General features: G+C 63.4%; 19 protein-coding genes. 11 read left to right on the forward strand and 8 right to left on the reverse strand.

All coding sequences use genetic code 11. The features are described 5' to 3' along the window. The first annotated feature begins 120 nt into the window (after window positions 1-120). From B5F89_RS04985 to pknB, 6 genes are all read left to right on the forward strand, one after another. Window positions 121-2,037 carry a serine/threonine-protein kinase gene (locus B5F89_RS04985; protein ID WP_087430692.1) on the forward strand — a complete coding sequence of 639 codons (1,917 nt, stop codon included), beginning with the start codon at window positions 121-123 and terminating at the stop codon, window positions 2,035-2,037. After that, window positions 2,034-3,134 (forward strand): DUF3662 and FHA domain-containing protein, encoded by a 1,101-nt coding sequence (locus B5F89_RS10320; RefSeq protein ID WP_087430693.1) that lies wholly within the window; start codon window positions 2,034-2,036, stop codon window positions 3,132-3,134. The genes B5F89_RS04985 and B5F89_RS10320 overlap by 4 nt, the downstream gene beginning before the upstream one ends. 6 nt (window positions 3,135-3,140) lie before the next feature. Then, window positions 3,141-3,554 carry an FHA domain-containing protein gene (locus B5F89_RS04995; RefSeq protein ID WP_087430694.1) on the forward strand — a complete coding sequence of 138 codons (414 nt, stop codon included), beginning with the start codon at window positions 3,141-3,143 and terminating at the stop codon, window positions 3,552-3,554. Next, window positions 3,551-5,035 carry a Stp1/IreP family PP2C-type Ser/Thr phosphatase gene (locus B5F89_RS05000; RefSeq protein ID WP_087430695.1) on the forward strand — a complete coding sequence of 495 codons (1,485 nt, stop codon included), beginning with the start codon at window positions 3,551-3,553 and terminating at the stop codon, window positions 5,033-5,035. The genes B5F89_RS04995 and B5F89_RS05000 overlap by 4 nt, the downstream gene beginning before the upstream one ends. Then, on the forward strand, window positions 5,032-7,944 hold the full coding sequence (locus B5F89_RS05005; RefSeq protein ID WP_087430696.1) for an FtsW/RodA/SpoVE family cell cycle protein: 2,913 nt from the start codon (window positions 5,032-5,034) through the stop codon (window positions 7,942-7,944). The genes B5F89_RS05000 and B5F89_RS05005 overlap by 4 nt, the downstream gene beginning before the upstream one ends. 94 nt (window positions 7,945-8,038) lie before the next feature. Next, window positions 8,039-10,036: a Stk1 family PASTA domain-containing Ser/Thr kinase gene (gene pknB / locus B5F89_RS05010; protein ID WP_087430697.1), complete on the forward strand. Its 1,998-nt coding sequence runs from the start codon at window positions 8,039-8,041 to the stop codon at window positions 10,034-10,036. Window positions 10,037-10,348: 312 nt separating this feature from the next. On the opposite strand, the gene B5F89_RS05015 is transcribed toward pknB, so the two are convergent. Next, the gene (locus tag B5F89_RS05015) at window positions 10,349-11,392 is read right to left on the reverse strand and encodes an AraC family transcriptional regulator (RefSeq protein WP_087430698.1); all 1,044 of its coding nucleotides are present in this window, start codon (window positions 11,390-11,392) and stop codon (window positions 10,349-10,351) included. A gap of 218 nt (window positions 11,393-11,610) precedes the next feature. On the opposite strand from B5F89_RS05015, the gene B5F89_RS05020 reads away from it, so the two are divergent. Continuing rightward, a complete protein-coding gene (locus B5F89_RS05020) occupies window positions 11,611-12,972 on the forward strand; it encodes a PTS transporter subunit EIIC (RefSeq protein WP_087430699.1) in 1,362 nt (453 codons plus the stop codon). Between the two features lie 116 nt (window positions 12,973-13,088). Here B5F89_RS05020 and B5F89_RS05025 read toward each other — a convergent pair whose 3' ends face one another. After that, a complete protein-coding gene (locus B5F89_RS05025) occupies window positions 13,089-13,943 on the reverse strand; it encodes an AraC family transcriptional regulator (RefSeq protein WP_158098420.1) in 855 nt (284 codons plus the stop codon). A gap of 374 nt (window positions 13,944-14,317) precedes the next feature. On the opposite strand from B5F89_RS05025, the gene B5F89_RS05030 reads away from it, so the two are divergent. The 3 genes from B5F89_RS05030 (at window position 14,318) to B5F89_RS05045 (ending at window position 19,554) form a co-directional block, all read left to right on the forward strand. Continuing rightward, window positions 14,318-15,598, forward strand: a complete 1,281-nt coding sequence (locus B5F89_RS05030) for a PTS transporter subunit EIIC (RefSeq protein ID WP_087430701.1) — start codon at window positions 14,318-14,320, stop codon at window positions 15,596-15,598. A 254-nt stretch (window positions 15,599-15,852) separates the two neighbouring features. Next, on the forward strand, window positions 15,853-18,615 hold the full coding sequence (locus B5F89_RS05035) for a glycosyl hydrolase (protein WP_087430702.1): 2,763 nt from the start codon (window positions 15,853-15,855) through the stop codon (window positions 18,613-18,615). A gap of 486 nt (window positions 18,616-19,101) precedes the next feature. Further along, a complete protein-coding gene (locus B5F89_RS05045; RefSeq protein ID WP_087430704.1) occupies window positions 19,102-19,554 on the forward strand; it encodes a PIN domain-containing protein in 453 nt (150 codons plus the stop codon). Between the two features lie 18 nt (window positions 19,555-19,572). Here the strand turns inward: B5F89_RS05045 and B5F89_RS05050 are convergent, their stop codons facing one another. The 4 genes from B5F89_RS05050 to rhaB all read right to left on the reverse strand — a co-directional run bounded on the left by B5F89_RS05050 (window position 19,573) and on the right by rhaB (window position 24,367). Beyond that, window positions 19,573-20,193: a flavodoxin family protein gene (locus B5F89_RS05050; protein WP_087430705.1), complete on the reverse strand. Its 621-nt coding sequence runs from the start codon at window positions 20,191-20,193 to the stop codon at window positions 19,573-19,575. 170 nt (window positions 20,194-20,363) lie between these two features. Beyond that, window positions 20,364-21,191, reverse strand: coding sequence for a rhamnulose-1-phosphate aldolase (gene rhaD / locus B5F89_RS05055; protein WP_204230581.1), 828 nt, complete (start codon window positions 21,189-21,191; stop codon window positions 20,364-20,366). Between the two features lie 237 nt (window positions 21,192-21,428). Continuing rightward, the gene (locus B5F89_RS05060; protein ID WP_087430707.1) at window positions 21,429-22,898 is read right to left on the reverse strand and encodes an arabinose isomerase; all 1,470 of its coding nucleotides are present in this window, start codon (window positions 22,896-22,898) and stop codon (window positions 21,429-21,431) included. 44 nt (window positions 22,899-22,942) lie between these two features. Next, complete coding sequence (gene rhaB / locus B5F89_RS05065; protein ID WP_087430708.1) at window positions 22,943-24,367, reverse strand: rhamnulokinase; 1,425 nt, start codon at window positions 24,365-24,367, stop codon at window positions 22,943-22,945. 183 nt (window positions 24,368-24,550) lie between these two features. Between rhaB and B5F89_RS05070 the strand changes: the two genes are divergently transcribed. Next, window positions 24,551-25,414: an AraC family transcriptional regulator gene (locus B5F89_RS05070; protein WP_158098422.1), complete on the forward strand. Its 864-nt coding sequence runs from the start codon at window positions 24,551-24,553 to the stop codon at window positions 25,412-25,414. A gap of 23 nt (window positions 25,415-25,437) precedes the next feature. Here B5F89_RS05070 and B5F89_RS05075 read toward each other — a convergent pair whose 3' ends face one another. Both B5F89_RS05075 and B5F89_RS05080 read right to left on the reverse strand, forming a co-directional pair. Beyond that, window positions 25,438-25,830: a type II toxin-antitoxin system mRNA interferase toxin, RelE/StbE family gene (locus B5F89_RS05075; RefSeq protein ID WP_087430710.1), complete on the reverse strand. Its 393-nt coding sequence runs from the start codon at window positions 25,828-25,830 to the stop codon at window positions 25,438-25,440. After that, entirely contained in the window at window positions 25,830-26,129 is a 300-nt protein-coding gene (locus B5F89_RS05080) for a type II toxin-antitoxin system RelB/DinJ family antitoxin (protein ID WP_087430711.1), read from the reverse strand. The genes B5F89_RS05075 and B5F89_RS05080 overlap by 1 nt, the downstream gene beginning before the upstream one ends. Window positions 26,130-26,435 lie beyond the last annotated feature (306 nt).

Here is a 26,435-nt window from a genome sequence, read left to right on the forward strand (position 1 = left end):
GGGAAATGGTCCCTTCATCATACCCGCCCGCACGGACAGCGCACCGGGCAAGATCGCGCAGCGTGGTATCATGACAGAAAACCATGGCCCATACGCACCCCAAACGCACCAGGAACCGCCATGCCGCTCTTTTCGCCACATAACGTGCCGCATACCCGGCCGCCCGAGCCGCCCGTACTAGGCAGGCGCGGGTCGCGCCCCCTAGACGCCGCCAGCCCCGCCCCGCAGGCGCCCGAGGCCGGCGCCGCCGCGACGGCCCTCCTTAAGCGCTACCGCCCGCTCGAAACCCGCGGTGGCGGCACCTTTGGCACGGTTGAGATCTGCCTCGACACGCGCCTGCAGCGCCGTGTGGCCATCAAGCGCATGCCGCTCGCCGGCACCGACGCCGCCGCAGACGGCGCCCCCGCCGAGACGCACGCCACCGCGCTCGCCGAGGCGCGTACCGCCAGCATGCTGAGCGACGCACACATCGTCTCGGTCATCGACTTCACCTACGACCAGGGCTATGCCTACCTCGTTATGGAATACGTCGACGGCATGTCCCTCGAGGAGTTCCTCGCGGGGGTCGACGGGCATTCGCTCACTTACGACGAGGCGGCCGCCGTGACAGACGCGCTCATTCAGGCGCTTGCGCATGCGCACGAAAACGGCGTGCTGCACCTCGACGTCAAGCCTGCAAATGTGCTCATCGACCGCAGCGGCAACGTCAAGCTCGCTGACTTTGGTATGGCAACGCTTTCCCGCGCAGCGGGCTTTGGTGACGCGCGCGGCGGCACTATCGGCTACATGCCTCCCGAGCAGCTCATCGGCGCCGCCGTTGACGAACGGGCGGACATCTTCGCGCTCGCCGCCGTACTGTACGAGGCCCTTTGCGCCGAGGCACCCTTCCGTGCAGAGACGCCCGCCGCCTCCATCGAGCTCATCCGCGAAGGGGCGACCGACCCCATCGAGTATCTGCCCGATCTGCCCGAGCTTGCCGCCGACGCCCTGCTCGCTGCGCTCTCCTCCGCCCCGGAGGACCGGCCGGCAAGCGTCGAGGAGTTTGGTGAGCGCTTCCTTGCGGGCCTTGGCAACGCACGCGCGGGCAAGCGCAGCCTCGCGCACATCATCGCCGAGCTCACCTCAGACGAGGAGGAGGCCGCCGATGCGCTGGCGGAGGGCGAGGCACGGCCCGAGATCCCCCTCGACCCCGAGAAGGGCTGGCTCGGCAGCCGCACACCGCGGGCACGGGCGCTCGTCGCGGGCGGCATAGCGGGCTTCTCCGTCGCCATCGCCTCGGTGCAGGTGCTCGCCATGCTCGGGTTTGCCAATCCGCTGGCGGGTCTTGTCATCGCCTTCGCTACGGGCGGGGCCGCCTTCGTGGCGCCGCAGCTCGGCAGTGCGCTTATCGCCACCGGCTTCATTGTCGCCATCGCCCAGCAGACCGAGGCGTTTCCCCTCCTGCCCGTCGCCGTTGTCCTCATCGCCCTTACCGTTAGCTGGTGGTATGTCTGGGGCAGGGCGAGCTCCGGGGCATCGGCCGCCTTTGTCGCCCTTATTGCCGCAGGTGCCCTCACGGGCAACCCGTGCCTATTGGCGGGACCGATCGCTGTCTTTGCCGGCTACCTCGCTGACCCGGTGTGTGCCGCGTCTACCACGGCGATTGGCACCATCGTCTCTGCCCTCTTTACCGCCGCGATCGCAACGGGAGGCGTACTCGGAGCGGGCGAGGCGCTTGCCGCCTTTGCCGATTTCCACGTCATCGCGGGCATCGCGCTTGCCGTGGCAACGGCCGCCGCCGTCTCCGCGCTCTGCGGCATCTTTTGGGATCGCTACCAAGGCGGCGGGGGCAAAGGGGCGCTCGCAGGCGCCTATGCATGCGCGGGATTTATGGTGGTTTTGCAACTCTGCCTTGCAAACCCTGTGGAAAATGCCAGCTCGCAGACCCTGCCCTTTGCCGTCGCTTTAGCTGTAGGGGCCCTATCCTCTATAATCTTGTTCATCTGTATCTATCTCTTGGGTTATCGAAAAGAATCGGCGGAGGGTGATCGTCCGTGAACTTCCTGAACATCTTCGAGGACCACGTGGCGGGCATCTTTGGAGCCAGCCGGGCGCCGTTCTCCTTCAAGAAGCTCGCCAAGCAGGCGGTGCGCGAGATGGAGGACCAAACGCTTGTCATCAACGGCGTCAACACCGCGCCGGCGCTCTACACCATCCTCATCGCCAACGACGACGATCCCCTCATGGCTCCCTACTACCCGCAACTCACGCGTGAGGTCGCTGAGTTTGTCAAGGCTCACGCCGAGAAGCGCAAGTACGTCTTTGTGGGCGAGCCACTCGTTCGCTTCATGATCGATCCGCAGCTCCGTGGCGGCAAGTTCTCCGTCTTTGCCGAGAACATCGACGCCCCCACGCTCGGCCGCCTCTACGAGGAGGAGCGCGCCTACCAGCAGGGCCTCTCGCAGAGCCTCACTGGCCCTGCCGCCCCGCGCGACGTTGCGCCGGAGCCCGAGCCCGCCCCCGCACCCAAGCCCACGCCGCGCCGTCGCCGCGATGCCGCAAGCGCGCCCGCACCTGCGCCTGCGCCCGCAAAGCGTGAGCGCGCAAGCGCCCCCGCTGTCCCCCACATCCCCGATGTCGCCGCGCCCGTCGCTGCTGCCGCGGCAGGTGCCGCCGTGGGCGCCGCCGCCTCTGCAGCCGCACGCGACCCCTTTGCTCCGCTCGCCGACGCCGCCGCGCCCATCCCGGTGCCGCAGACGGTCACCCGCGCCCAGATGGAGGGCATGGGCGGTGCTGCCGCAACGGGCGGTGCACGCGTAGGCGCGAGTATCGCCAACAACATGGTCGGCTCGCGCGCGCAGGTTGCGCTCCCGCCGCTCGCCCAGCTCATCGACGTGGTCACCGGCGACGTCTACGAGGTCACCGGCCAGCAGTGCGTCATCGGGCGCGAGCGCGCCGCCACCGACGTGACGCTGCGCGACCCCAACGTGAGCCGCCGTCACGCCCAGCTCACCTACACCGGCCAGGACTGGTCGATCGAGGACCTCAACTCCACCAACGGCACCCTCGTCAACAACCGCCGCATCACTCGCTGCCCCCTGCGCGACGGCGACCTGGTGACGTTTGGTCTGTCGACCTTCGAGTTCAGGGGCTGATGACACGTGATCGATATCATCCTGTTCATCGGGCGCATCGTTCTCGTTGCGATCCTCTACATTTTCCTGTTCGCCGTCATGAAGACCGGCGTGGGGCTCGTGCGCGGCCAGCGTCGCGACTCCGCCATCTGGACCATCGACGTCGACAAGGGCCCCCGCGGTATCCGCGGCATCCACGTCGACATGCTCGGCCCCGTGATCGTGGGCCGCTCGCCGTCGTCTGACATCTGCATCAACGAGCCCTTTGTCTCGGCCTCCCATGCGCGCTTCTCGCTGCAGGGCCCGGCCCTCATCATCGAGGATCTCAACTCGCTTAACGGAACGCTCGTCAACGGGCGCGCACTCACCGAACCCGCCACCCTGCGCGAGGGTGACGAGGTGCAGATCGGTGACGTCGTCATGAAAGTGAATCGCCGATGACCGACGAGGTTCTCCATAACGTCGAGCATCCGCACGACGGCCTAGACGGCGCTCCCATCGGTGCCCACAGCGCACCGGCGGCGCCCGTCGATGCTGCCGAGGCCGAGCTCGAGGCCACCCAAGAGGCCCCGAGCGACACCGAGGGCGCCACCACCTCTCCGGCAACCACCGCCGAGATCGACCTCGAAGAGGTCGAGGCGCGTCTCTCGGACCCCGGCTCCACCCAGAGCTTCCAGGCAATCCCCGAGGAGCGCATCGACACCGACTCCACCTACGACGCCGGCACCACCGCAAACCTCATGTGGGGCGCCCGATCCGACGTGGGCTGCGTGCGCACGCATAACGAGGACTCCTACCTCGTGCAGTCCCCGCTTTTCTGCGTCTCAGACGGCATGGGCGGTCACGCCGCGGGCGAGGTTGCCTCATCCATTGCGGTCGAGACCATCGCCAAGCATGCGCCCACCGCAGCCGACCCCACGCTGCTTGCCCGCGCGGTCGAGAGCGCCAACACCGCCATCATCGAGGCGGCGGCAGAGGGCGTGGGCCGTCCCGGCATGGGCTGCACCGCCACGGTCGCCTACATCGAGGGCACGCAGCTCGCCATCGCGCACGTGGGCGACTCGCGCGCCTACCTTGTGCACGAGGGGACGCTCATCCGCGTCACGCGCGACCATTCTTATGTGGAGGAGCTCGTCGACGCCGGCGAGATCACGGCAGACGAGGCCCGCGTGCACCCCAACCGCTCGGTCATCACGCGCGCGCTCGGTTCCGACCCGGCAATGTATGCGGACCATTTCCAGCTGAACATCGAGGAGGGCGACCGCCTCATCCTCTGCTCAGACGGTCTTTCGTCAATGATTTCCGACGGCGAGATCGAGACCATCGCCAACCAGTCTCCCACCGCGCAGATCTGCGTCGACAACCTCGTTGACGCGGCGCTTGCCGCCGGTGGGTCCGACAACGTCACCGTTCTCGTGGTGGACGTGGTGGACGATGGACGCGTGCGCGAGGCCATGCGCCGTCGTAAGCGCAACGTGCTCATTGCCGTCGCCGCCGTGCTCGTGGCACTCGCCATCGCGGGCTTTGCCCTCTTCAACACGGTATCCAACTCGGTCTACCTTGGTATCGACGACGGGCACGTCGCCATCTTCCGCGGTGTGCCGGGATCGTTCATGGGCATGCCCTTAAGCCACCTTGAAGACGATTCCGAGATTGAGGTCATCGACCTTCCCGAGGACACGCAGCGCCGTCTGACAGAGGGCATCTCGCAAAAGTCCGTTGAAGACGCGCGCAACGTCCTCAACGAGTACCGTCGCCAGATCTTTGCCGAGCAGACGCAGCGGGCAGAAGCGGCGCGCGCGGCAGAAGCCGGAGCCGCCGAATCCGAGGCAGGCGTGGGCGATGCAGGAGATGCCAGCGCCGAGACGCTAGCCGATACCGTAGCCCCAACCAACACAAACCAGGAAGGAGGCACCCAGTGAGCCGCCGTACCACCGAGCTTCTGCTTCTTATCGCCTCCGCGTTCCCGGTGACGCTCCTCTACGCGCTTTACGTGGCGACCACGGGCGCCGCCCTCTCCTTCACCACGCTCGCGGTGCCGCTGGGCCTTTTCGCGGCGTTTGCCGCCGCGCACATCGCGGTGCGCGCGCTCGCCCCCGGAGCGGACCCGGCGATTCTACCCATTGTCTTTGTGCTCTCGGGTGTGGGCATCACCTTCGTGACGCGTCTTGCCCCCGACCTCGCCATGAACCAGCTCATATACCTTTTCATATCCATCGCACTCATGGTGGCAACGCTTGCCGGGGTGAAGAACCTCGACATTGTCGCGCGCTACAAGTACACCTTTGGCATCATCGGCATCGTGTTGCTCATCCTCCCCATCTTTGTGGGCGAGTCACGCGGCGGCTCCAAGCTCTGGATCAACTTCTTTAACCTCTTCACCATCCAGCCCGGCGAGTTCGCCAAGGTCTTCATCGTGCTCTTCCTCGCCGGTTACTTGGCCGAGAACCGCGAGCTGCTCGCCGCCTCCAACCGCACCATCCTCGGGCTCAAGGTCCCCCGCCTGCGCCTTCTGGCGCCGCTTTTTGTGGTGTGGGGCGTGTGCCTGCTCATCGTTGTTTTTGAGCGTGACCTCGGCAGCGCCCTTCTGTTCTACACGCTCTTCCTCATCATGCTCTATGTAGCAACGGGGCGCGTCTCCTACGTCATCATCGGCATCTTGCTTCTGGTGATCGGCGGTGCGGGCGCCTACATGCTCATGGGCCACATCCGCACGCGCTTTGCCATCTGGCTCAACCCCTTTGAGGACACCAGCGGCAGCGGCTTCCAGCTCGTGCAGTCGCTCTACTCGCTTGCCGACGGCGGTCTGGTGGGAACGGGCATCGGCCGCGGCATGGCGACCAAGATCCCCGTTGTAGAGAGCGACTTTATCTTCTCGGCCATCGCCGAGGAGATGGGCCTTCTGGGCAGCTCCGCCATCCTCATCCTCTTCATGCTCTTTGCCGTGCGCGGCCTCACCACCGCGGCGCGCGCCAAGAGCGACCTCGCCGCGTTCTCGGCCACTGGTCTTACCGCGGCCATCTCGTTCCAGGCGTTTCTTATCGTGGGCGGCGTGACCCGTCTCATCCCGCTCACCGGCGTGACCCTGCCGTTCATGAGCCAGGGCGGCTCCTCGCTGTTGGCGAGCTTTATCATCGTCGGCTTCTTGCTGCGTGCAGGTGACGAGGCAACCGGGCGCGAGGTAGCACTCACCGGCACCGGCGTCATGGAGTCGCTGCCCGGCCTCGAAGGGGCCCGCGCCCAGGCGGATAACGGTGTCACCGGCGTCAGCAAGGCCGGCACGCGCATCTTCTCGCGCACCTCCACCGGCGCCCACGCAAGCGCCGCGCACGCGCGCCCCGGCTCGCGCATGCGCCGCCGTCTCTTTGACACGCCCGAATCCGGCGTGCTCGGCCGCGTGGCCCTTGCCAACCGCCTCACACGCACGGTCTTTTTGTTCACGGCGCTCTTTGCCGTGCTTATTGGCAACCTCACCTACATCCAGGTCATCAAGGCGGACGAGTATCGCGACCTGCCGACCAACAACCACACCATCCAGCGCCAGGCCTACATCCATCGCGGCTCGATCATCACCTCGGACGGCACCACGCTCGCCGAGTCCATCCGCCAAGAGGACGGCACCTACGTGCGCTCCTACCCCAACGGCAACCTGGCTGCGCACACGGTGGGCTACTACTCCCAGCAGTACGGCTCCACCGGCATCGAGAACACCATGAACGACACCCTGACCGGCTCTGAGGACTACTCGAGCTGGGAGAACGCCATCGAGTCGCTCGCGGGCATCACGCAGCCGGGCAACACGGTCCAGCTCACCATCGACTCGCGCATCCAGATGGTTGCTGAGGAGGCGCTCGAGAGCCGTGGTCTCGAAGGCGCCATCGTGGTCATGAATCCGAGCACGGGCGCGGTCCTCGCCAAGGCAAGCTCGCCTTCGTACGACAACACCAACCCCGAGGGGGCCATCACCGGCGCCGATACCAGCGCCTCGCTCTACGACCGCGCGACCCAGGCGCTCTACACGCCCGGCTCCACCTTTAAGGCTGTGACCCTCTCCGCCGCGCTCGAGACGGGCACCGCCACGCTCTCGAGTCGCTACGCTGCGCCTGCCGAGATGGAGATCGGCGGCGCACCCGTCACCAATGCTGATGATATTGGCTACGGTACCATCACGCTCCAGCGCGCCTTTGCGGTTTCCTCCAACGTCGCCTTTGGCCAGCTTGCCAACGACATTGGCGCCGACGCCCTCGTGGCGCAGGCCAACGCCTATGGATTTGGCCAGTCGCTTGGCCAAGACTTCTCGACCACGCCCTCGATCATGCCCGATCCGAGCGTGATGACCGAGTGGGAGCTCGCCTGGGCGGGCGCCGGCCAGCCCGTCGGCCAGGGGCACGAGCCTGGCCCGCAGGTGACGTGCATGCAAAACGCCGTCATTGTCTCGGCCATCGCCAACGGCGGCATCGCCATGAACCCCTATGTCGTGGGGCAGATTCTCGCACCCGACGGCACGGTCATCAGCACCACGCAACCCCGCTCGCTCGGCCAAGCCGTGAGCGCCGGCACCGCCGAGCAGGTCCGCGAGGCCATGCTCGACGTGGTGGAGTCCGGCACCGGCTACGAGGCGGGCGTCCGCGGTGTCAAGGTCGCCGGCAAGACCGGTACGGGCGAGACCTCCAAGGAGAACGCCAACTCGACCTTTATTGGGTTTGCACCGTACGACTCACCCACGGTGGCGATCTCGGTCGTCATCGAGCGCTACTACGACCACGAGATCTCGGCGGCGTCCGTCGCAGGCGAGGTTCTCGCCCGGACGCTCAGCATCATGGGGGCGTAGCGCTATGGTGACCACGTATACCTTCGATTCAGAACTAGGCGTGCGCCCGTAAGGACGCACGAGCGCAGAGCAACGTAGGATGTGAGGAGCACAAATGGAACAGCAGGTCCTCGGGGGAAGGTACCTTCTCAAGGATAAGGTGGGCTCGGGCGGTATGGCGACCGTCTACCGCGCGCAGGATCAGGTTCTCGACCGCACTGTCGCGATCAAGATCATGCTGCCGCAGTATGCGGCCGACGCCACCTTTGCAGCCCGCTTTAAGCAGGAGGCGCAGGCGGCGGCCGGCCTCCAGAGCCCCTACATTGTGGGTGTCTACGACTGGGGCAAGGACGGCGACACCTATTACATTGTGATGGAGTTCCTCCGCGGCACCGACCTCAAGAGCGGCGTGCGCGCACACGGCGCCCTCGACCCCAAGAAGGTCGCCCAGATTGGCAGCCAGATCTGCGGCGCGCTCTCGGTCGCCCACAAGCACGAGATCATCCACCGCGATATCAAGCCGCAGAACATCATGGTGCTGCCCGACGGTAACATCAAGGTGATGGACTTTGGTATCGCGCGCGCCAAGAACAGCCACCTCACGCAGGACAACAACGTGCTCGGCACCGCGCACTACGTCTCCCCCGAACAGACGCGCGGCCAGGAGCTCGGCCCCACCTCCGACATCTACTCGCTCGGCGTGGTCATGTATGAGTGCGCCACCGGACAGGTCCCCTTTGACGGAGACGACGCCATCTCGGTGGCACTCAAGCAGGTCAACGAGCTGCCCGTGCCGCCCTCGCAGATTAACCCGGGCGTCGACGCCGACCTCGAGCGCATCATCCTGAAGTGCATGGAGAAAGATCCCGCCATGCGCTTCCAGTCTGCCGACGAGCTCCGCCAGGTGCTGAACGCCTACCTGGCCGGCCGCACGGTCGACGTGCCCGAGCCCACCCGCGTCATCCCCGCCGCTCCGGCGACCGGCGCGACCGAGACCCGCGTCATGGGCGGCGAGACCCGTACCATGGTGCGTCCCGCAGCCGAGGCCCCGCGCGCAGGCGCCACGTCCGCCGTCCGCGGCGGCGCGGCGGGCGGCACCGGCTCCTATGAGCCCGAGGACCGCCCCAGCAAGGGCAAGATCGCGGCCATTGTGATTGGCGTCATCGCAGCGCTCGGCGTCATCGCGGCGCTCGCCATGAGCTTCATGGGCGGCGGCGACACCGCGACCGTCCCGAGCGTGCTTGGTATGACGCTCGAGGAGGCGCGCGACACCCTCGAGGAAGAGGGCTTTGAGGTGGGCGAGATCACCGACGGCTTTAGCAACGAGTACGCCGAGGGCGAGGTTATGGGCCAGACGCCTTCCGGCGGCCTGCGTGAGGCGCCGGGCACCAAGGTTGACATCACCGTATCGCGCGGCGAGGAGCCCGTTGAGAAAGTCCAGGTTCCCAACCTGGTAGGCAAGACCGCTGATGAGGCCAAGCAGGCGCTCGACGAGGCCGGCCTTGTGGGCATCCCCACCGAAGAGGCCAACGATGCCGACGAGGGCACGGTCTTTGAGCAGACCCAAGAGGCGGGCACCGAGGTCGACAAGGGTACGTCCATCTCCTACAAGGTCTCGACGGGCCCTGACACGGTCGATGTTCCCGACCTGCGCGGCTACAGCGAGTCCGCCGCCAAGCAGATGCTCGACGAGCTCAAGCTCTCCTACACCGTCACCTATGACTACGACGAGAGCATGAGCGCCGGCAACGTCATCAGCTACTCCCCCGGCGGCAGCGTCGAGCCGGGCACCACCATCCAGCTTGTGGTTTCGCAGGGCGCGCTGCCCACCACCGGCTCTGTCCCCAACGTGACGGGCGCCACGCAGGGCAGTGCTGAGAGTGACATCAAGGCGGCCGGCTTTAACGTGTCGGTTCAGGTTGAGTCGAGCAGCACGGTCCCTGAGGGCCACGTCATCAGCTACAGCCCGAGCGGCACACAGGAGTACGGCACCACGATTACCATCGTGGTCTCCGGCGGCCCCGGCGCCAGCGCCGGCACGGAGCCCGGCACCGGCGACCAGACCACTTCCGGCGGCGATTCCACCACCGACCAGGGCGAGACCACAAACTAAGGTCCCGCACAGACCAACATACGGGGGCTAGGCCCTCCGTCACAGCACACGGCCCGTCGGTATCCACCGGCGGGCCTATTCATGTGCATCCAGCACGCCTCATGTGCAGCTGTCACAGTCCGTGTGCAATCGGCACGCGCTGCGTGCATCAAGCACACTTCATGTGCATCTAGCACGGAAGAAGCCCTATAAAGCGTGCTATCTGCACATGAAGTGTTACAAGTGCACACAGGGCGTGCCGATTGCACACGAAGCGTGCCGCATGCACACGAGATGTGCCGATTGCATCCGTCACGCCACAATTGCATCGGCTCAACCAAGCGCGCCTCGCCGGTGGCGCGCCCGATACTCAGCGGGCGCGAGCCCATATGCCTCGCGGAACTTCCGGTAGAAAAACGTCGTGTTCTCGTACCCCACCTCACGCGCGATGTCGTCCACCGTCCGATCGGAGTGACGCAAAAGACTCGTCGCATGTCCTAAACGCTGCGCCTGCACCGCCTGGATGTACGTCATACCGGTATGCCGCTTGAGCAGAGTTGTCACGTAATTTGGGCTGATGGCAAAGCGCTCCGCAATACCTTCCTGCGTGCAGGTGCGATAGTGCTTCTCGATGTAGCGGATGATGGGAATGACCGAAACGCTCCCTCGATCCTCATCGCGGCGAAGGTAATCCTCCTCGTACACGCTGATAAGCTCAGCAAAGATGAGCTGCAAAAGATTGATGAGCACGCGTTCAGCGTTACTGGTGGGGTCAAAGTACTCGCACATGAACTCTTGAAAGTAGCGGCGAATGCGGCGACTGTTATCTGAATGGAAGCGCACATACCGACGATGATCGGTCTGCTCGTTGAGGGCGTTCACGATAAAGTGTGCGAGCATGCTTTCATGGGTAAAGCTCCCCAGCAGGTTGTCGCGCAGAAACTTACGCGAAAGCACCAGGCTCATCATGATGTCGCTCTCGCCGAGCGACCCGATTGAATGGGGGCAGTTGGTGTCGAGCAGAAGTACCTGATTCTCGCGAAGTGTCATCGAGCGCCCGTTCACCGTCTGAGGACAGCTGCCGGCATATACGTAGCTGATCTCAATGTGGGAATGGATGTGCTCGGGCACGGGATTGAAGCGCGAATTGCGCCTGAGAAGGAGCGGGTCCGCCATGGGCCGACGATCACCTTGTCCCAAATTGGCATCAAGATACCGTGGACTGCCATCGACGCCCTGGTCCATCTGGAGCACCCGACGACCATCAATCGTCGTTAGCTCGCTTGGCCCGGCCCAGTCATATGTCTCGCCCTCGCGATAGCGCTGCTCGCTCGGAGAAAGTTCGAGAAGAAGTCGATTCAGCTGAGCGATTTCCATGTCCCCTCGCCTCCCTGTACTGTTACTAAGCGACTGTTATGCGATATATCGTACTTACCTCATGCGAAATACTCTCAAACGCATAGGTAATGTGGATATGGTTGGTAAAACCGTCTCGAAAACGATGTTATCACGCCCAGAGTCCCTTCGTAAGATAGCGATATCAAACGAGAAGCAGCTGCTCGTTTACGTATTTCCAACCACTAGGAGGGGAACTCATGGCAAAGGACTACACCCAGCTTGCCAAAGATGTGGTTGCTGCCGTTGGCGGCAAGGAGAACATCGTCAGCGTCACCAACTGCATGACGCGCCTTCGCTTTGTCCTTAAAGATGATTCCATCCCTAACGAGGATGAGGTTAAGGCCATCAATGGTGTCAAGGGCGTCATGAACCAGGGCGGCCAGTATCAGATCATCATCGGCACGAATGTGAGCAACGTCACGCCCAAGGTGCGCGAGATCGCAGGTATCTCCGCCGAGGACGAGGGCGCAGTCAAGATCGACAAGGTCGGTCAGGGCTCGCTCTGGGACCGCTTCTTCAAGGTCATCAGCGGCTGCATCATGCCCATGATCGGCCCTATGATCGCCGGCGGTATCATCAAGGGCATTCTCACCCTTTGCACCACCTTTGGCGTGCTCTCGAGCACGAGCGGCGCCTACCAGCTCTGGTATGCCGCGGCTGACGCCGTCCTCTACTTCATGCCCGTCATTGTGGGCTTCTCCGCAGGCAAGGTCTTTGGTTGCAACCAGTACGTGACCGCCACCATCGGTGCCGCCTTCCTGTATCCCAACCTTGTCGCCGCCGTGGGCGAGGGCGTGGACTTCTTTGGTATCCCCGTTGTGGCGGCCACCTACTCCAACACGCTCTTCCCTGTGCTTCTCACCTCGTTCCTTGCAAGCTTGGTCGAGAAGGGCGCTAAGAAGATCGTGCCCGAGATGGTGCAGCTCATGCTCGCGCCCGTCATCGTGCTTCTGGTGACTGTGCCCGTCTCCTGGCTTGCCATCGGCCCTGTGATGAACATGCTCTCGAACGCCATCAGCTCCGCCGTCATGTGGCTCTTCGACGTCGCGCCCGTGCTCGCTGGCGTTGCGCTTGGCGCCTTCTGGCAGATGGTCGTCCTCCTCGGTCTCCACAGCGCTATGATCCCCATCATCATCAACAACATCACTACGCTCGGCGCCGATCCGCTGAACGCCGTACTTGGCCTCACCGTCTGGGCGCTCGCCGGCGTGAGCCTGGGCTACGCCCTCAAGATGCGTGACCCCGAGAAGCGCGCCGAGGGCATCACCGACATGACCACCTGCCTCTTTGGCGTAACCGAGCCCACCATCTACTCCATCGCGCTCCCGCAGTTCAAGTGCTTCATGGCGGCGTGGGTCGGCGGCGGCATCGCCGGCGGCATCCTCGCGGCGCTCGGCGGCAAGTGCTTCTCCATGGCGGGCGACGGCTTCTTCCGCATCCCGGCCATGATCAATCCCGCAGGCATCGACATCAGCTTCTACGGCTTCATCATCACGATGCTCATCGCCTTTGCGGTGTCCGGTATCTTGGCCTACATCTTGGCTGACCCCGAGAAGTAGTCCCCTTCAGCACCGCAAAAGAAACAAACCCACCCCTTGCAAAGAGCCTTCCTTTCAGCCGGAGCCCGCATCTGCGAGCTCCGGCTTTTGCTGCTTGCAGATCTTTTTCAGAGAACTCACCTTTGGATGCGTCTGCGGTACTCCGCCGGAGCGACCCCGTATGCCTCGCGGAACTTCTTGTAGAAAAACGTCATATTCTCGTAGCCCACCTCGCGCGCTACCTCTGTCACGGGCAGGTGCGTCGTGCGGAGCAGCTGCGCCGCATGCCCCAGGCGCTGCGCGTGAATCATCTGTCTAAAGTTCATACCGGTATGTTTCTTGAGCAGAACGGACACATACTTGGAACTAATAGAAAAGTGTTCCGCCACACCTTCCTGCGTGCAGGTGCGGTAATGCTCCTCGATATAGTGGACGATAGGGATGACGGGCACGCGGCCGCTCTCACGCTCGCGACGCGCATAGTCCTTCTCGTATACGTTGATGAGCTCGGCAAAGATGAGGCGGAAGAGCTCGCTCGAGATGAATTCAGCGTTGGTGGAGGGGTCGAGTGTCTCGCACATAAGCTCCTGAAAAAAGAGTCGAACGCGCCGGTTACCGCGAGATGAAAACCGTACGTAACGCCGATGGTCGGACTCCTCGTTGAAGGCATCGGTCAGAAGGCGGGAGAGGGCGTTGCCCTCTGCGATGGACTCAAGCACCTCATCGCGCAGAAATGACTGGTCGAACAATACGAAGCTCACCATGATATCGCCCTCGCCTTGCGCCTCGATGGCGTGCGGGCAGTCTGTGTCGAGCAAGAGGACCTCATCCTCGCCAAGCTCAATCGTCTCACCATTGATCTTCTGCACGCAGGTGCCGGCATAGACATACGACATCTCGATATAGCTATGTGTGTGCAGCGGAACCGGATTGAAACGAGAATTGCGACGCATAAGAATCGAGCCGCCGGCCGTAGAAAAAAGACCAGACACCATCTCTCCACGGGATGGGACGGCAAACGCGGCGCGTTGTGACTCGGCATTATCTGCAGCCATCACAATACGGAGAGTCCCATCCTCGTGAGCATCGCCGTCAAACATTTCCTCCCAGTTGTCGTAAAAAACGCCTGCGCGGTGACGCTCCTCGCTCTCCGTTAAAGAAAACAGGGTTCGATTAAGCTCCTCTGTGTTCATGTCTAAGCCTCAGTTTTGAATTATTCGTCATGATCTTAGGTAAATCTCACAGTTCCGATTTGGTCATATATTTTAGCCCGATTCAGGCATTTTGCGTACGGCATAAAGCCGATAAGGTTCAGATATCGGCATAGCGCGTGCTGTTTATCCGCATTTTCACGAAGGAGTAACCCATGGCATTGACCGATTCGTTTCAGGGACTCTTGGAAAGGACTGTCGCGCCGCTTGCGCACAGGCTCAGCTCCAACAACGTCTTACAGGGTCTCACGCAGGGTTTCATGGCGACCATGCCCGTCACGCTCGGCATTGCGCTCGTCTCCATCATTTCTGGCCTGCCTATCCCACCTCTGCAGGAGTTCCTCACCTCCACGGGGCTCGGCGCCATCATCACCAATGCCCTTGCCGTGACTATGAACATGCAGGCGCTCTATATCGGTGCGGCCGTCGCGTATAGCTACTCCCGCATCCGCAGCATGAAGGGTATGACGCCCGTTGTACTCACGATTGCCACGATGCTCATCATGATCCCGCTCAATACACAGGAGATCACACCGGGCTATCCGTCAACCTTTATCCCACAGAGCTATTTGGGCAGCAACGGCATCTTCATCGCCCTTGTACTTGGCATCGTTGTGCCTGCGATCCTTGATGTGCTGCTCAAGCACGTCTCCATCAAGCTGCCCGACAGCGTTCCCGAGTTTGTCTCGCGTTCGCTCTCGCCCACATTTGCTGCCATCATCCTGCTCACTGGCGCAGTCCTCGTTGCCTGGGGCATCTCGCTCACGCCGTTCGGCAACATTTACGACCTCGTCTCGCAGTCTATCGCCGCGCCCATCATGGGCATCGGCGCCTCGCCCATCGCCTACGCGGTCGTTGTGTCCTTTGCGCAGTTCGTCTGGTTCTTCGGCGTCCACCCCTCCTCCATCATTTCTGCCTACATGGTGATTCTCATGCCCGTCACCATGCAGAACATCGAGGCCTATGCCGCCGGTCAGGCGATGCCCGCCCTCATGCTCTCGGTAATGCTCGCCATGCAGAACGCCGACAGCCTCGCCATCGGCATCTGCTGCGCCCTCACTAAGTCTGAGCGCTTCAAACCGCTCGGTCGCCTCGCCATCGTTCCGTCTGTCTTCAACATCACCGAACCGCTTATGTTTGGCGTGCCGCTTGTCATGAACCCGATGTTCTTCATCCCGTTCGTACTCGCCAAGCCGCTTATCTGCGGAATCACGGCACTCGGCTGCATGGCCGGCCTCGGAGACGGCCTCAATCCGATGATCTCGCTGCCTTTTGCCCTTCCGCAGTTTATCTCCACGTTCCTGCAGGGCGGAACGGGCATGCTCGCCATTGACCTCGTATGCATCGCCGTCATGGTGCTGCTATTCTGGCCCTTCTTCCGCATGGCGGACAAGGAGGCCCTCGCCGAGGAGGCTACCGCGAGCTCAGCAGAGTAGCGATACCGTCAACGCCCATCGCCTTGTGCAAGCGCGTCCGTTAGACATCCAAAAGGCGTTATCCGCTGTCTAACAGGCGCGCTTTCCACTTAATAGATGTTGTGCACCGTACATCGAATGAGTGGTGATTTGGTTGGTAAACTCCCACGAATTCGATATTTCTTAGGTCTTGCGCCGATCTTAAGATGGTTTTAGCGCTCACAAACTCACCCGGCACTTATCCCCCCCCGCGGCAGCCCGAAGAAAGGACCCCCATGGCAACCAGCTATCGCGCCGTGATGGACGGCACCTACGACAACCATCTCCTCCCCTTCCTTTGGATGAAGGGCGAGGATCACGCGACCATCACCGAGTACCTGGAGAAGATCTCTGGGGCCGACATCCACGAGGTGTGCCTCGAGAGCCGCACGCACCCGGACTTCTGCGGCGACGGCTGGTGGCGCGACCTGCGCTTTGTAATTGATGAGTGCAAGCGCCTTGGCATGAAGATCTGGATCTTGGACGACGCGCATTTCCCCACCGGGTACGCCAACGGCAAAGTTGCCGAGCACCCGGAGCGCGCCAAGGTCGTGCTTACGCACCGCACCTTTGACGTGGCGGGCCCGGCGCGTGGGCTCTCCGTCCCGCTGACCGACCCCATGGACCCCACGCAGCAGTTTGTGGGCGTCGCGGGGATCTGCGATGGCAAGCCCGTGGCGATCGACTACCGCATTGTGCCGGCGCGCGTAAAGGACGCCGCCGACACTCCGGCGGGCGAGCCCGGCAGCGGCGCGGACGACGGCGCCAGCAAGGGCAACGCCACCGCAAGCGGCATGGCCGCTATGATGGCAGCACTCGCCCAGTTCTCGCGCGAGGCACCCGTAGACCTCGACCGCATCGTCTTTGACGTGCCCGAGGGTACGACCAAGGTCTTTGTTCTCGCCACGAGCCGCCGTACCGACTACAACCCCGACTACATCAACATGGTCGACAAAGAGTCCTGCGACACGCTTCTCGAGGCCATCTACGAGCCGCACTTTGCGCATGTGGGCGACGAGTTTGGCAAGACGATCCTGGGCTTCTTCTCTGATGAGCCCGGTTTTGCAAACGAGAAGAGCGGCAAAGACGAAACCGGTGGCTCCGACAGCCTCATCGGTAAGGTAACGATGCCCCTGCCGTGGTCGGCTGAGCTCGAGCGGCGCCTGCGCGAGCGCCTCGGCTGCACGGACGACGCGGCGTTTTTTGGCGCGCTCGCCCAGCTCTGGGACCGCGACGAGACGGGTGCCCGCGCGCGCCACACCTACATGGACGTGGCGACCGAGCTCTACCGTGAGTGCTTTGACGAGAACATCGGCTCCTGGTGCCGTGCGCACGGCGTTATGCACATCGGCCACGTGATTGAGGACAAGGGTAGCCACGAGCGTTTGGGCTCCGGCGCCGGCCATTTCTTCCGCGCCATCGGCGGCCAGGACATGGCGGGCGTGGATATTGTCATCAACCAGCTCGTGCCCGGTATGGACGACGGCTTCCACAACTACGGTCGCGGCCTGTGGGACATGGCGTTTTTCAACTACATGCTCCCCAAACTCGGCAGCTCCGCCGCGCATCTTGACCCCAAGAAGCAGGGGCGCTGCATGGCCGAGGTCTTTGGCGCCTTCGGTTGGCACGAGGGCCTGCGCGAGATGAAATGGATCGCCGATCACTTCCTCGTGCGCGGCGTGAACTACTTTGTGCCGCACGCGTTCTCGATGGACACCTTCCCCGACGGCGACTGCCCGCCGCACTTCTATGCGCACGGCAACAACCCGCAGTTCCGCCACTTCGGTCGCCTCATGAGCTACATGAATCGCCTGTCGACGCTGCTTTCGGGCGGGACCGCGCACCCGGTTGCCGCTGTACTCTACGACGCTGACGCCGCCTGGGCCGGCACAGCAAGCCCCGCGCAGCGCGTCTGCCGCGAGCTTGCCCGCGCGCAGGTCGATTTTGACCTCGTCCCCGAGGAGGCCTTTGCCGACGCGGAGCGCTACGAGCTTGGTGTTTGTCCCGACGGTCATGGCTTCTCGGTGAACGGCCAGCGCTACCGTGCGCTCGTCATCCCTGCGCGCGCCTTTGTGGGCTCCTCTGCGCTTGCCTTCTGCCAGCGCCTTGCCGCCGCCGGTGTCACCGTCATCGCGGTGGACGAGCTGCCGAGCTGCCTCTACGACGGCGCGGCCGCGACCGAGGCCGGCTTTGCCCCTATCGCACCCGAGGCGTGGGCCGGCGCCCAGGTTGCCGTGCTTGGCGAGCTCGCCGATGCCCTGCGCGCCGCAGAACTCGACGACGTTCGTACAGATGCCGAGCAGCCTTGGCTGCGCGTCTACCACTACACCGGTGCCGCTTCTGAGGGCGAGGTGCCCGAGGAGTACTACTTCTGCGTGAACGAGCATCCGCGCACGGCACTCGCTACGGCGCTTTCTGCACGTGGCGCCGACGGCGCGCTCCACGAGCTCCGCGGTATCCGTATCGACGTGCTGAACGGCGCCGAGACCGCCTTTGACGGCGCGCTCGAGCTCGCGCCGTACGAGTCCTGCTTGATCGTTGCCGGCGCCAAGGCCGAGGCCGCTGCACCCGCCGCCCCGGCACGCGAGCCCATCGCCCTTGCCGGCACGTGGCACGTCGCCCACGCCGATGCCCTCGCCTACCCGGCCTTTGGCGACGAGGTTGCACTCACCGAGCTCGAAGACCTTTCGAACGGCGCCTTCCCGGGCACGGCGGGAACCTATCGCTACCAGCTCTCCTTCGAGCTCGCCGAAGCGCTCGACGGCGCCGCGCTCGACCTCGGCGAGGTTAGCGAGACCGCCGAGGCATGGCTCGACGGGCGCCCGCTCGGCGTGCGTCTGGTCCCGCCCTACCGCTTCTGCGCAGGCGATCTTGCGGCGGGCATGCACGAGCTCACGGTCGAGGTCATCAACACCGTCGACCATAAGATGTGCGACTACTTCTCGATGAGCGAGCCTACGCAACCCTCTGGCCTTATCGGGCCGGTGACGCTGCGCTAGCCCTTGCGCTAACACAAACCATAGCGGCGTCCCCCCCGCCCGATTGCTCGGCCCGTCTGCATAAAGCAGGCGGGCCGACTAGGTATCAGTTGGTAGCCACAAGTGGGTACGGCGCGGGGACACATGCCACAGCATCGCCAATCTTGTACGATATTCGATGCATATTTTGTACAATATCGGTATGCAATCTTTCATGAGGAGAGGGATAGCGATGCATGCCGAGCCCGTCCGTATCACCGCCTCAGAGTTCAGGCAGAACTTTGGGACCTATATGGCCAACGTAGCTACAACGGACTACGAAGTCACACGCAATGGTCGAGTCGTTGGTTTATGGACCAACCCCAACCGTGATCGGGTTGACGCAGTACGGTCGCTAGCAGGAAGATTCAGCGCCCCCGGCCTTGACGATAAGCGGGTAGACGAGCTGCTCCTTGAGCGCAGACAGAACATTGCGGGCGGCTCCGATCAAACACACTGGGAGCTTGCATGAGGATCTTCATCGACACTAATGTGGCGATTGATTTTCTCGTCGTCACGCGCGAACAACATAAAACCGCGGCACGCCTTTTCGAGCAAGCGGCAGCTCGAGGGGACAGCCTTGCTATATCCGCATCCCAGGCAACCGACTTGTACTACATACTTCGACGTATAGCTTCCGATCAAGAAGTCCGCACGTCGCTTCGAGAACTTTTTGCCGTCTGCGACGTGCTGCCAGCAACCTCCCTCGCCTGCACGGCAGCCCTCGATAGCAACGTGCCAGACTACAAGGATGCCGTGCAGATAGAAATCGCCCGCATGGGCTTGTATGATTGTCTCGTCACGCGAGACGCGAGCGACTATGTCAATTCCGTCATTCCCGCCCTTTCGCCAGCGGCGCTGCTAGAGGAGCTCAAGCGCTCTGACGAGAACGGCAGTCACGCCCCCGCAGAAGACCGCTAACGCACAGGCCGGGCGGCCCTAGCGCACAAAGTTGGTGTGCGCGCTATGCACGCGGCCCGGATGCGTATGCCCCGCCGCAGCGCCATCGGCCACGCACTGCATGAGCCATGCCATGTTGAGGCCGAGTTGCTGCATCGTGGCGAGGCCCTCCTCGTCTTGAAGCGCCTCCTCGGGCGTGTTGCCGTGGAGCTGGTTCCAATAATACGAGCTCACAATAGGCATGCCCGAGATGGTGAAATACTTGTTGAGCTGGTCGAAGGCCGATGCCGCACCGCCGCGCCGGCAGTTGACCACCGCGGCACCCACCTTGCCCGTCCAATCGACCGCACCGGTGTAGAACAGACGGTGCATGGCGCTTACCACCTGGCCGGAGGGCGCCGCATAGTGCACGGGCGAGCCAATCACCAAACCATCGGCCTCCTGCGCCTTGGGGATGAGTGTGTTCACCACGTCGTCCACCACGCAGCGGCCGAGCTTGCGGCACTGACCGCACGCTAGGCAGCCCGAGATAGGCTTGGCGCCCAGCCACACGATCTCGCTCTCGCACCCGCCCTCGGCAAGTCCCTTGGCCACGTGCTCAAGAGCCAGATTGGTAACACCCGCTTTGTGCGGACTTCCGTTGATAAGCAGCGCCTTCATGCGGTCCTCCCTATACCGAATTGCTTCGGCGCTCTTATACCCTAAACGATGAGAGGAACGCTGCAGAAGCACAACGCGACCGACCGGACATACAGGAGCTGTCGGTCGGTCGCGATGCATCCACGTGTTGCGATGTTGCGCCGCAACGAAACGCGTTTGGATCCGATTGTTTAGTCGAGGAACGCCTCGTTCAGCTGGACGCCAAAGTCGCGGGCGATGGCGCGCAGGCTGTCGTCCTCGATGGTCTGCAGGATGGGCTGGCCGGTCGAGAGCACCTTCACGTAGATCTCGGCGCTCTTCTCGATGGTGTGCGCCAGACCAAAGGTCGTGTCAAAATCCGGACCGGACGCGAAGAGCCCGTGCTGAGACCACACGGCCGCCTGATAGGTCTCCATAAGGACGCTCGTGGCCTTGGCAATCTCGACGCCGCCAGGGACCATCCACGGCACCACGCCCACGCCCTCGGGGAAGACAACCGGGCACTCCGTGGCGCTCTGCCAAAGCGGACGGGTGAAGTCGCGGTCCGTGAGCGGCAACACGTAGGTGAGCGCAATCACGTTGGTGGCGTGGCAGTGGTAGATCACGCGGTTGGCGCCGTCGGTCACGCGCTTGCGCACGCTGTGGTTCATGAAGTGCGTCGGGAACTCGCTCGTGGGCACCGCGCCGCCCTCGAGGCCCCAAACGATGCGCCAAGCGCTGCCGGCCTCGTTGATCTCCACGATGCCGATGTTCTTCTCGGGCGCGATCGTGACGTTGCGGAAGTACTTGCCCGAACCGGTGGTGATGAAGTACTCGCCCGCCAGGTTCTCGCAGGTAACGCCCATCTCATGCCACTCGCGCGGCTCCGACGCAAAAGCGGGGCGCGCGGCCTCCACGTCCGCATCGGTCATGCGGTAGGTGAGGTTGCCGCCGTTGCGCTCGTGCCAGCCCTGCAGCCAGCCGTCGTCGCACATGCGGATAAAGCCCTCAAGCGCAGGCGTCTTCAAAATGTCAGTCATGGTCATATCCCTTCTCTATAGGTTCCTTGGTTTCCAGGTTCCTCTTGTTGTACGTGTCATGAGTCGAGCTTGCGCCTGTAATTCAGCGTCCTGCACGGCGGGCGGGGTCGCCGCAGGGCGCCTCCGCAGCCGCAAAGCGGCGAGGACAGCGCCCGAAGGCTACCCCGACCCGCCCCAGGCAGACGACGAGGACAGCGCCCGAAGGGGACTTCGTCCGGCCGCCAACGGCGCACGAACCTACCGGCACACCACCTCAACAGGCACATCAAGAATCTTTGCGACCTTCAGAATCGTGTCCGTATGGCTACCGAGCGTCGCGGCCATGTGATGCGTGGGGCCGGTCTCGTTCCAGCGGTTCATGAACTCGCGCGCGCCAATCGAGAACTTCATGCGCATGTTCGTGTCACCAAACGTGAAGATGGGGCCGTCGACGTTCTCACCCTCGGCCACCACAAACTTGAAGCGACCGTCGCCGTCCTGCGTGATGCCCAGGAACGTCACCGTGCCCAGACCCGGATAGAACTGGGTGAGGTAGCCGCCGCCGGTCTTGCCGTGGAACACCGGGACCACCTTGAGCGTGGGCTTCTTGGCCGTGGAGATGGCCGCGTCGCCCGAACCGGAGTGGCCGATGATGACGATATCCTCGGGGAAGTCGATGGAGTACATCTCGGAGAGCTGACCGGTGCCGGCGATAGTCTTCAAGATGCTCATGGCCACGGCGACCTTCATGTCGCCCTCGACCGCGCACGCTGTGCCCTGCTTGATGAGCATCGAGAACGCCGGGATGAGCATGGAGTCGAGCACACCCGCCTGGCCCTGGGCGTAGCCGTCATAGTGGCTTGCAACCAGGCCGATCTCCTCGTCGCGCACCCACTGCTCAAACGCCAGCACGTAGCGCGCCATCTCCTGAATGGGCTCGTCCGAGACCGCGGCACCGCCCTCCACGTCAAACGTGTCGAGAATCTCGGCCGCCTTCGCGTCGATTGCCGCCTGGTCATCCACGCCATCGGCGATGGCCCACATCTTCTCCCAGTCAAACTGCTTGGTGTAGAGGCCCAGGCGGTTGTAGAGGTTGGTCTCGTCGATGTAGAGGTCCATCATGCCCGGATAGGGGCGGCCGATCTGGGCTATGTTGGTGCGGCGCAGGCGGCGACGCACCTGGGCGGCACGGCACCACTCGTCAAGCTGGCGCGCGACCTCAGGGTCGCCGCCCTCCACCACGCCGGTGATGACCGCGTGACGCTTGCCCGCGCGGTTGAGGTCGGCCACGACCTCGCCGGGGGCGCCGCAAGCGTAGAGGTCGCCCAGCCAGGTGGGGATGTCGGTCGTGGCGTAGTCGGGCTGCGCCTTCTTCTGCACGTTCACCACCACCACGGGCACGTTGAGGTCGCGCACCGCGGGCAGCACGTTGTAGGAGGTCGCGTAGGTGAGCATCTGCAAGATCACCAGGTCAACGTCGGCGGCGCGGAACTTGTCGCCCGCCTCCTGGGCCTGCTCCTTGGTGGTCACCATGCCGCCGTCCACAAGCTCAACCGCAGGCGGCAGCGTTGCCTTGAAGTCGGCGTACTGCTGCTCAAAGTTAGGAACGAGCTCGGGGAACTGCGGCAGGTACGCGCCGAGGGCGATGGAGAACACGCCCACCTTGGCGCGAGTCTCCACGAGCGGGGTGCTCGGCTGAGCTGACGGTACATTCTGAGGTGTAGACATGGCCTTCCCCTATCCTTTCGTCTTGATATCCCGTTTCCGCAGGCTTAGCACGCGGGGTCGATGCGTTGGATGTTGAAGCTGCGCGCCACGCACGCGCGCGCCTCCTGCAGGCTTGCGAACTCGCCCGTGGCAATCATCTGCGCCATGAGGTTGCCGAGCGCCGTGCCCTCGGTGGGGCCGGCGAACACGGGAATGCCGCAGGCGTTGGCGGTTGCCTGGTTCATATAGCGGTTCTGGCTGCCGCCACCTACGATGTTGATGCAAGTGCGCGCAACGCCGGTGAGCTCGCCGAGCTCCGCCACGGCGCGGGCGTAGTCTGCCGCAAGCGAGTCGTAGATGCAGCGCACAAGCTCGCCCGGCTCTGCGGGCACAGGGCCGCCCGCCTCACGGCACGCGGCGCGAACCTCGTCCACCATGGAGGCGGGGGCGAGGAAGCGGTCGGCGTCCACGTCGAGCAGCGGGAAGTCGCCGCGCGCGGCAAAGGCCTCGTCAATAAGCGTGTCAAAGCTCGGCAGCTTGCCGTCTGCACGCGGTCCGAGCTCGCGGCGCACGCTTTGCACCATCCACATACCCATGATGTTTTTGAGGTGGCGGTAGGTGCCGTACGCGCCGCCCTCGTTGGTGAAGTTTGCCTTGGCGCTCGCCACACCCGTGATGGGAGAGGTGTTCTCGCTGCCGAGCAGGCTCCACGTGCCGCTCGAAAGGTAGGCCGCCGCGGGGTCCTGCGCGGGAACGGCAAGCCAGGCGGAGCCGGTGTCGTGCGTTGCAGGCAGAACCACCTGCGCGTCAAAGCCCACGCGCGCGCGGACCTCGGGCGTGAGGCTGCCGAGGATAGCGCCCGGCTCCCGCACGGCTTGGAAGATCGCGCGCGGCAGGCCGAGGCGGGCGATAAGCTCGTCGTCCCACGTACGCGACGCGGCGCCTACGAGCGCCGTCGTAGAGGCGTTGGTGTACTCGTTTGCGGCCACGCCCGTGAGGAGGTAGTTGAGGTAATCCGGCACCATGAGGAAGGTGCGGGCGCGCTCGAGCTCCTTGGGGTGCTCGCGCATCTGCGCCACGAGCTGATAGGCGGTATTGAACCGCTGGAACTGGATGCCCGTGCGCGCATAGTGCTCGTCAAAGGTAATGACACCCGCGCGCTCGAAGTCCTCGCGGATGCCCTCGGTGCGCCCATCGCGATACGCAACCGCGTCCCCAATGCGCGCGCCGTCCTCGTCCAGAAGCACGTAGTCAACGGCCCAGGCATCGATTCCGATGGTGTCGGGTGCAAGCCCCTGCTCGCCCGCCGCGGCTAGACCCGCGACCACGTTCTCGGCCAGCGCGTCGATATCCCAGCAAAGATGGCCGTTTTGCTCGACGAGCCCGTTGTCGAAGCGGTATACCTCGGTGAGTTCGATCTTGCCGTCTACCACCTCGCCCACAATGTGGCGCCCGCTCGAAGCGCCAATGTCGATCGCCAGATGCCTCATAGCTCTCAAACCCTCCTCGCAGCCCGCACGAGCACCAGTTGCCGACGCTCGCGCACCGCCTGCCGCCGCTCGCACGGACGGCTGCCGGATTCTCTATCTGCTTGCAGTATATTTTTGAGGCACAAAGCGCTCCATACTCATTATTCGCTTTATGTCTTCGAGATATCCCACAGGAGGGATTTCATGCTTACCTACAAGCTCGACCTCGAGGAACGCAGCACCTGGATACGCACGACCCCAGGCGACCACGAGCTTGCCCAACCGTTTTGGGCAACGGAGCAGGGAGATTTCTACGCTCATGCCGACTTTTTTACCGAGCGGTCCGAGAAGGACAGCTACGAGCTCTTCTACACGCTCGACGGCGAAGGATATCTCGAGCAGAACGGCCACGCCGTGACCCTGCGCCCGGGGTCGGCGCTGCTCATCGATTGCCGCACGCCACAGCGCTACCGCACCAAGCGAGGGCAGGAGCGTTGGTACCACCTCTGGGTGCATATCGATGGGCCGGGTGTTGCCGCCATGGCAGAGACGCTTGACGTCACCTCGCTGCGACCGGTGGAGCTTGCCGAGCCCATCGCGCGCCGGCACTTTGCCGCCATCGCCACCAACCTTGAGAAGCCGGGCATTATGGCGTCCACCGTGGTGGGCCTCTCCATCCACAGTCTGCTCGCCGAAATGGTAGGCGCCGCGCAGGCAAACTCCGAGTCCGCCTTGGGCGGCGAGGCCGTACGGCACGCCTGTGAGCTCATCGAGAGCGCCTACGCCGAGCCCGTCACCTTGGACGACCTGGCGCGCGCGGCAAAGGTGAGCAAGTCCTACCTGCTCAAACTCTTCCGCCAAAACCTCGGCACCACGCCCTACGACCATCTGCTACGCTACCGCATCACGCGCGCGAAGGAGCTGCTGGCAGAGACCGACTACAAGGTCGGCAAGATCTCTGAGCTCGTGGGCTTTAACAGCGAGAGCAACTTCTCCTACCGCTTCTCACGCATGGTCGGTCAAAGCCCGCGCGCCTATCGCGAGAGCTGCCCCACCCGGCACGACTAGGTACGCCGCCCTGCCCCACACAGCTAGGTGCGCCACTGTGCCCTGCTCGACACCGACGGCCGCGCTGCGACGGGGCGCTCGACCGCTGCAGAGCATCTCGCAAAATCCTCTACAACCGGCCCCTGGAACAAATCGGCGTGGCTGCCCATCCGGACGAAGCGGATGATCGGATTCGTTCGATGAGGTAGATAAAGAACCGCTACATCCACCTTGCCCTCAGAAAGATGGAAGTCTATGCACCCGTTGTAGTTCCCGCCTGGGTTATCCAGCACGTGCGCCCCGTACATCTCGGGTAGCTCACCGCGCTCGGCCAGTTCGCGCATCGCAACCTCAAATTCACGCTTGATGAACGGATACGCTCTCGTGATGCGGCGGTAATCGGACAAAAAGGAGCGCTCGAACTTGATGGTATACATCAGAGGCCCGCAAGAAACGCGGCGGCGTCATCGGCGCTGTCAAACGAAACAGCATCGTCCTCGATGAGCCCCAGTTCCTTCGCCTCGGCAAGCACCATCGCACGACGAGTCTCCTCGTTGGGCTCCTCTTGTGCTGGGACGAGCTCAAACGGGATCCGGCGCTGGTTGACCAGCTGGCGGAGCGCAAGCGTAAGGTACGCGTTGAGGCCAAGCCCAATCGAATCGAGAATGTCCGTCGCCTGCGCCCTCAGACCCTCGTCAAACCGAACAGTCGTCGGCTTCATAACCGTTGAAGACATGGCACCCTCCTTCTTGCCGCTGCTCTTTTGATTGGATTGTACCCTAAAGTTTCATAGTGCAATCATATAACTTCATTCTGACGCTTATTGAAAAGTACATACCTGTTGTTCGGTGAGGGCAGGCTCGGTAGCTTCCAGCGTTTTTCGGAGTGTTTTCGCCAAAACCGTGTTTACCAGCTCTCACGGGGCGTCAGCAGCTAGTAAACATGGTTTTGGCGAAATGACCCCCTCACGCAACCACGTTGCCCAGCGCTTAGCGCAGAAGCTCCCAGATTTAAAAGCCCCGGATTGCACGGACGGCCTGCT

This window comes from Collinsella sp. An307 (assembly GCF_002161805.1).
Classification (GTDB): domain Bacteria; phylum Actinomycetota; class Coriobacteriia; order Coriobacteriales; family Coriobacteriaceae; genus Coprousia.

Coding starts and splice junctions, on each gene's coding strand:
- B5F89_RS05070 (WP_158098422.1), top strand. CDS start 24,551: ATGCTTACCTACAAGCTCGACCTCGAGGAACGCAGCACCTGGATACGC.
- B5F89_RS05060 (WP_087430707.1), bottom strand. CDS start 22,898: ATGTCTACACCTCAGAATGTACCGTCAGCTCAGCCGAGCACCCCGCTC.
- pknB (WP_087430697.1), top strand. CDS start 8,039: ATGGAACAGCAGGTCCTCGGGGGAAGGTACCTTCTCAAGGATAAGGTG.
- B5F89_RS05050 (WP_087430705.1), bottom strand. CDS start 20,193: ATGAAGGCGCTGCTTATCAACGGAAGTCCGCACAAAGCGGGTGTTACC.
- B5F89_RS05075 (WP_087430710.1), bottom strand. CDS start 25,830: ATGTATACCATCAAGTTCGAGCGCTCCTTTTTGTCCGATTACCGCCGC.
- B5F89_RS05015 (WP_087430698.1), bottom strand. CDS start 11,392: ATGGAAATCGCTCAGCTGAATCGACTTCTTCTCGAACTTTCTCCGAGC.
- B5F89_RS05080 (WP_087430711.1), bottom strand. CDS start 26,129: ATGTCTTCAACGGTTATGAAGCCGACGACTGTTCGGTTTGACGAGGGT.
- B5F89_RS05020 (WP_087430699.1), top strand. CDS start 11,611: ATGGCAAAGGACTACACCCAGCTTGCCAAAGATGTGGTTGCTGCCGTT.
- B5F89_RS05045 (WP_087430704.1), top strand. CDS start 19,102: ATGAGGATCTTCATCGACACTAATGTGGCGATTGATTTTCTCGTCGTC.
- B5F89_RS04985 (WP_087430692.1), top strand. CDS start 121: ATGCCGCTCTTTTCGCCACATAACGTGCCGCATACCCGGCCGCCCGAG.
- B5F89_RS05030 (WP_087430701.1), top strand. CDS start 14,318: ATGGCATTGACCGATTCGTTTCAGGGACTCTTGGAAAGGACTGTCGCG.
- B5F89_RS05035 (WP_087430702.1), top strand. CDS start 15,853: ATGGCAACCAGCTATCGCGCCGTGATGGACGGCACCTACGACAACCAT.
- rhaD (WP_204230581.1), bottom strand. CDS start 21,191: ATGACTGACATTTTGAAGACGCCTGCGCTTGAGGGCTTTATCCGCATG.
- rhaB (WP_087430708.1), bottom strand. CDS start 24,367: ATGAGGCATCTGGCGATCGACATTGGCGCTTCGAGCGGGCGCCACATT.
- B5F89_RS05000 (WP_087430695.1), top strand. CDS start 3,551: ATGACCGACGAGGTTCTCCATAACGTCGAGCATCCGCACGACGGCCTA.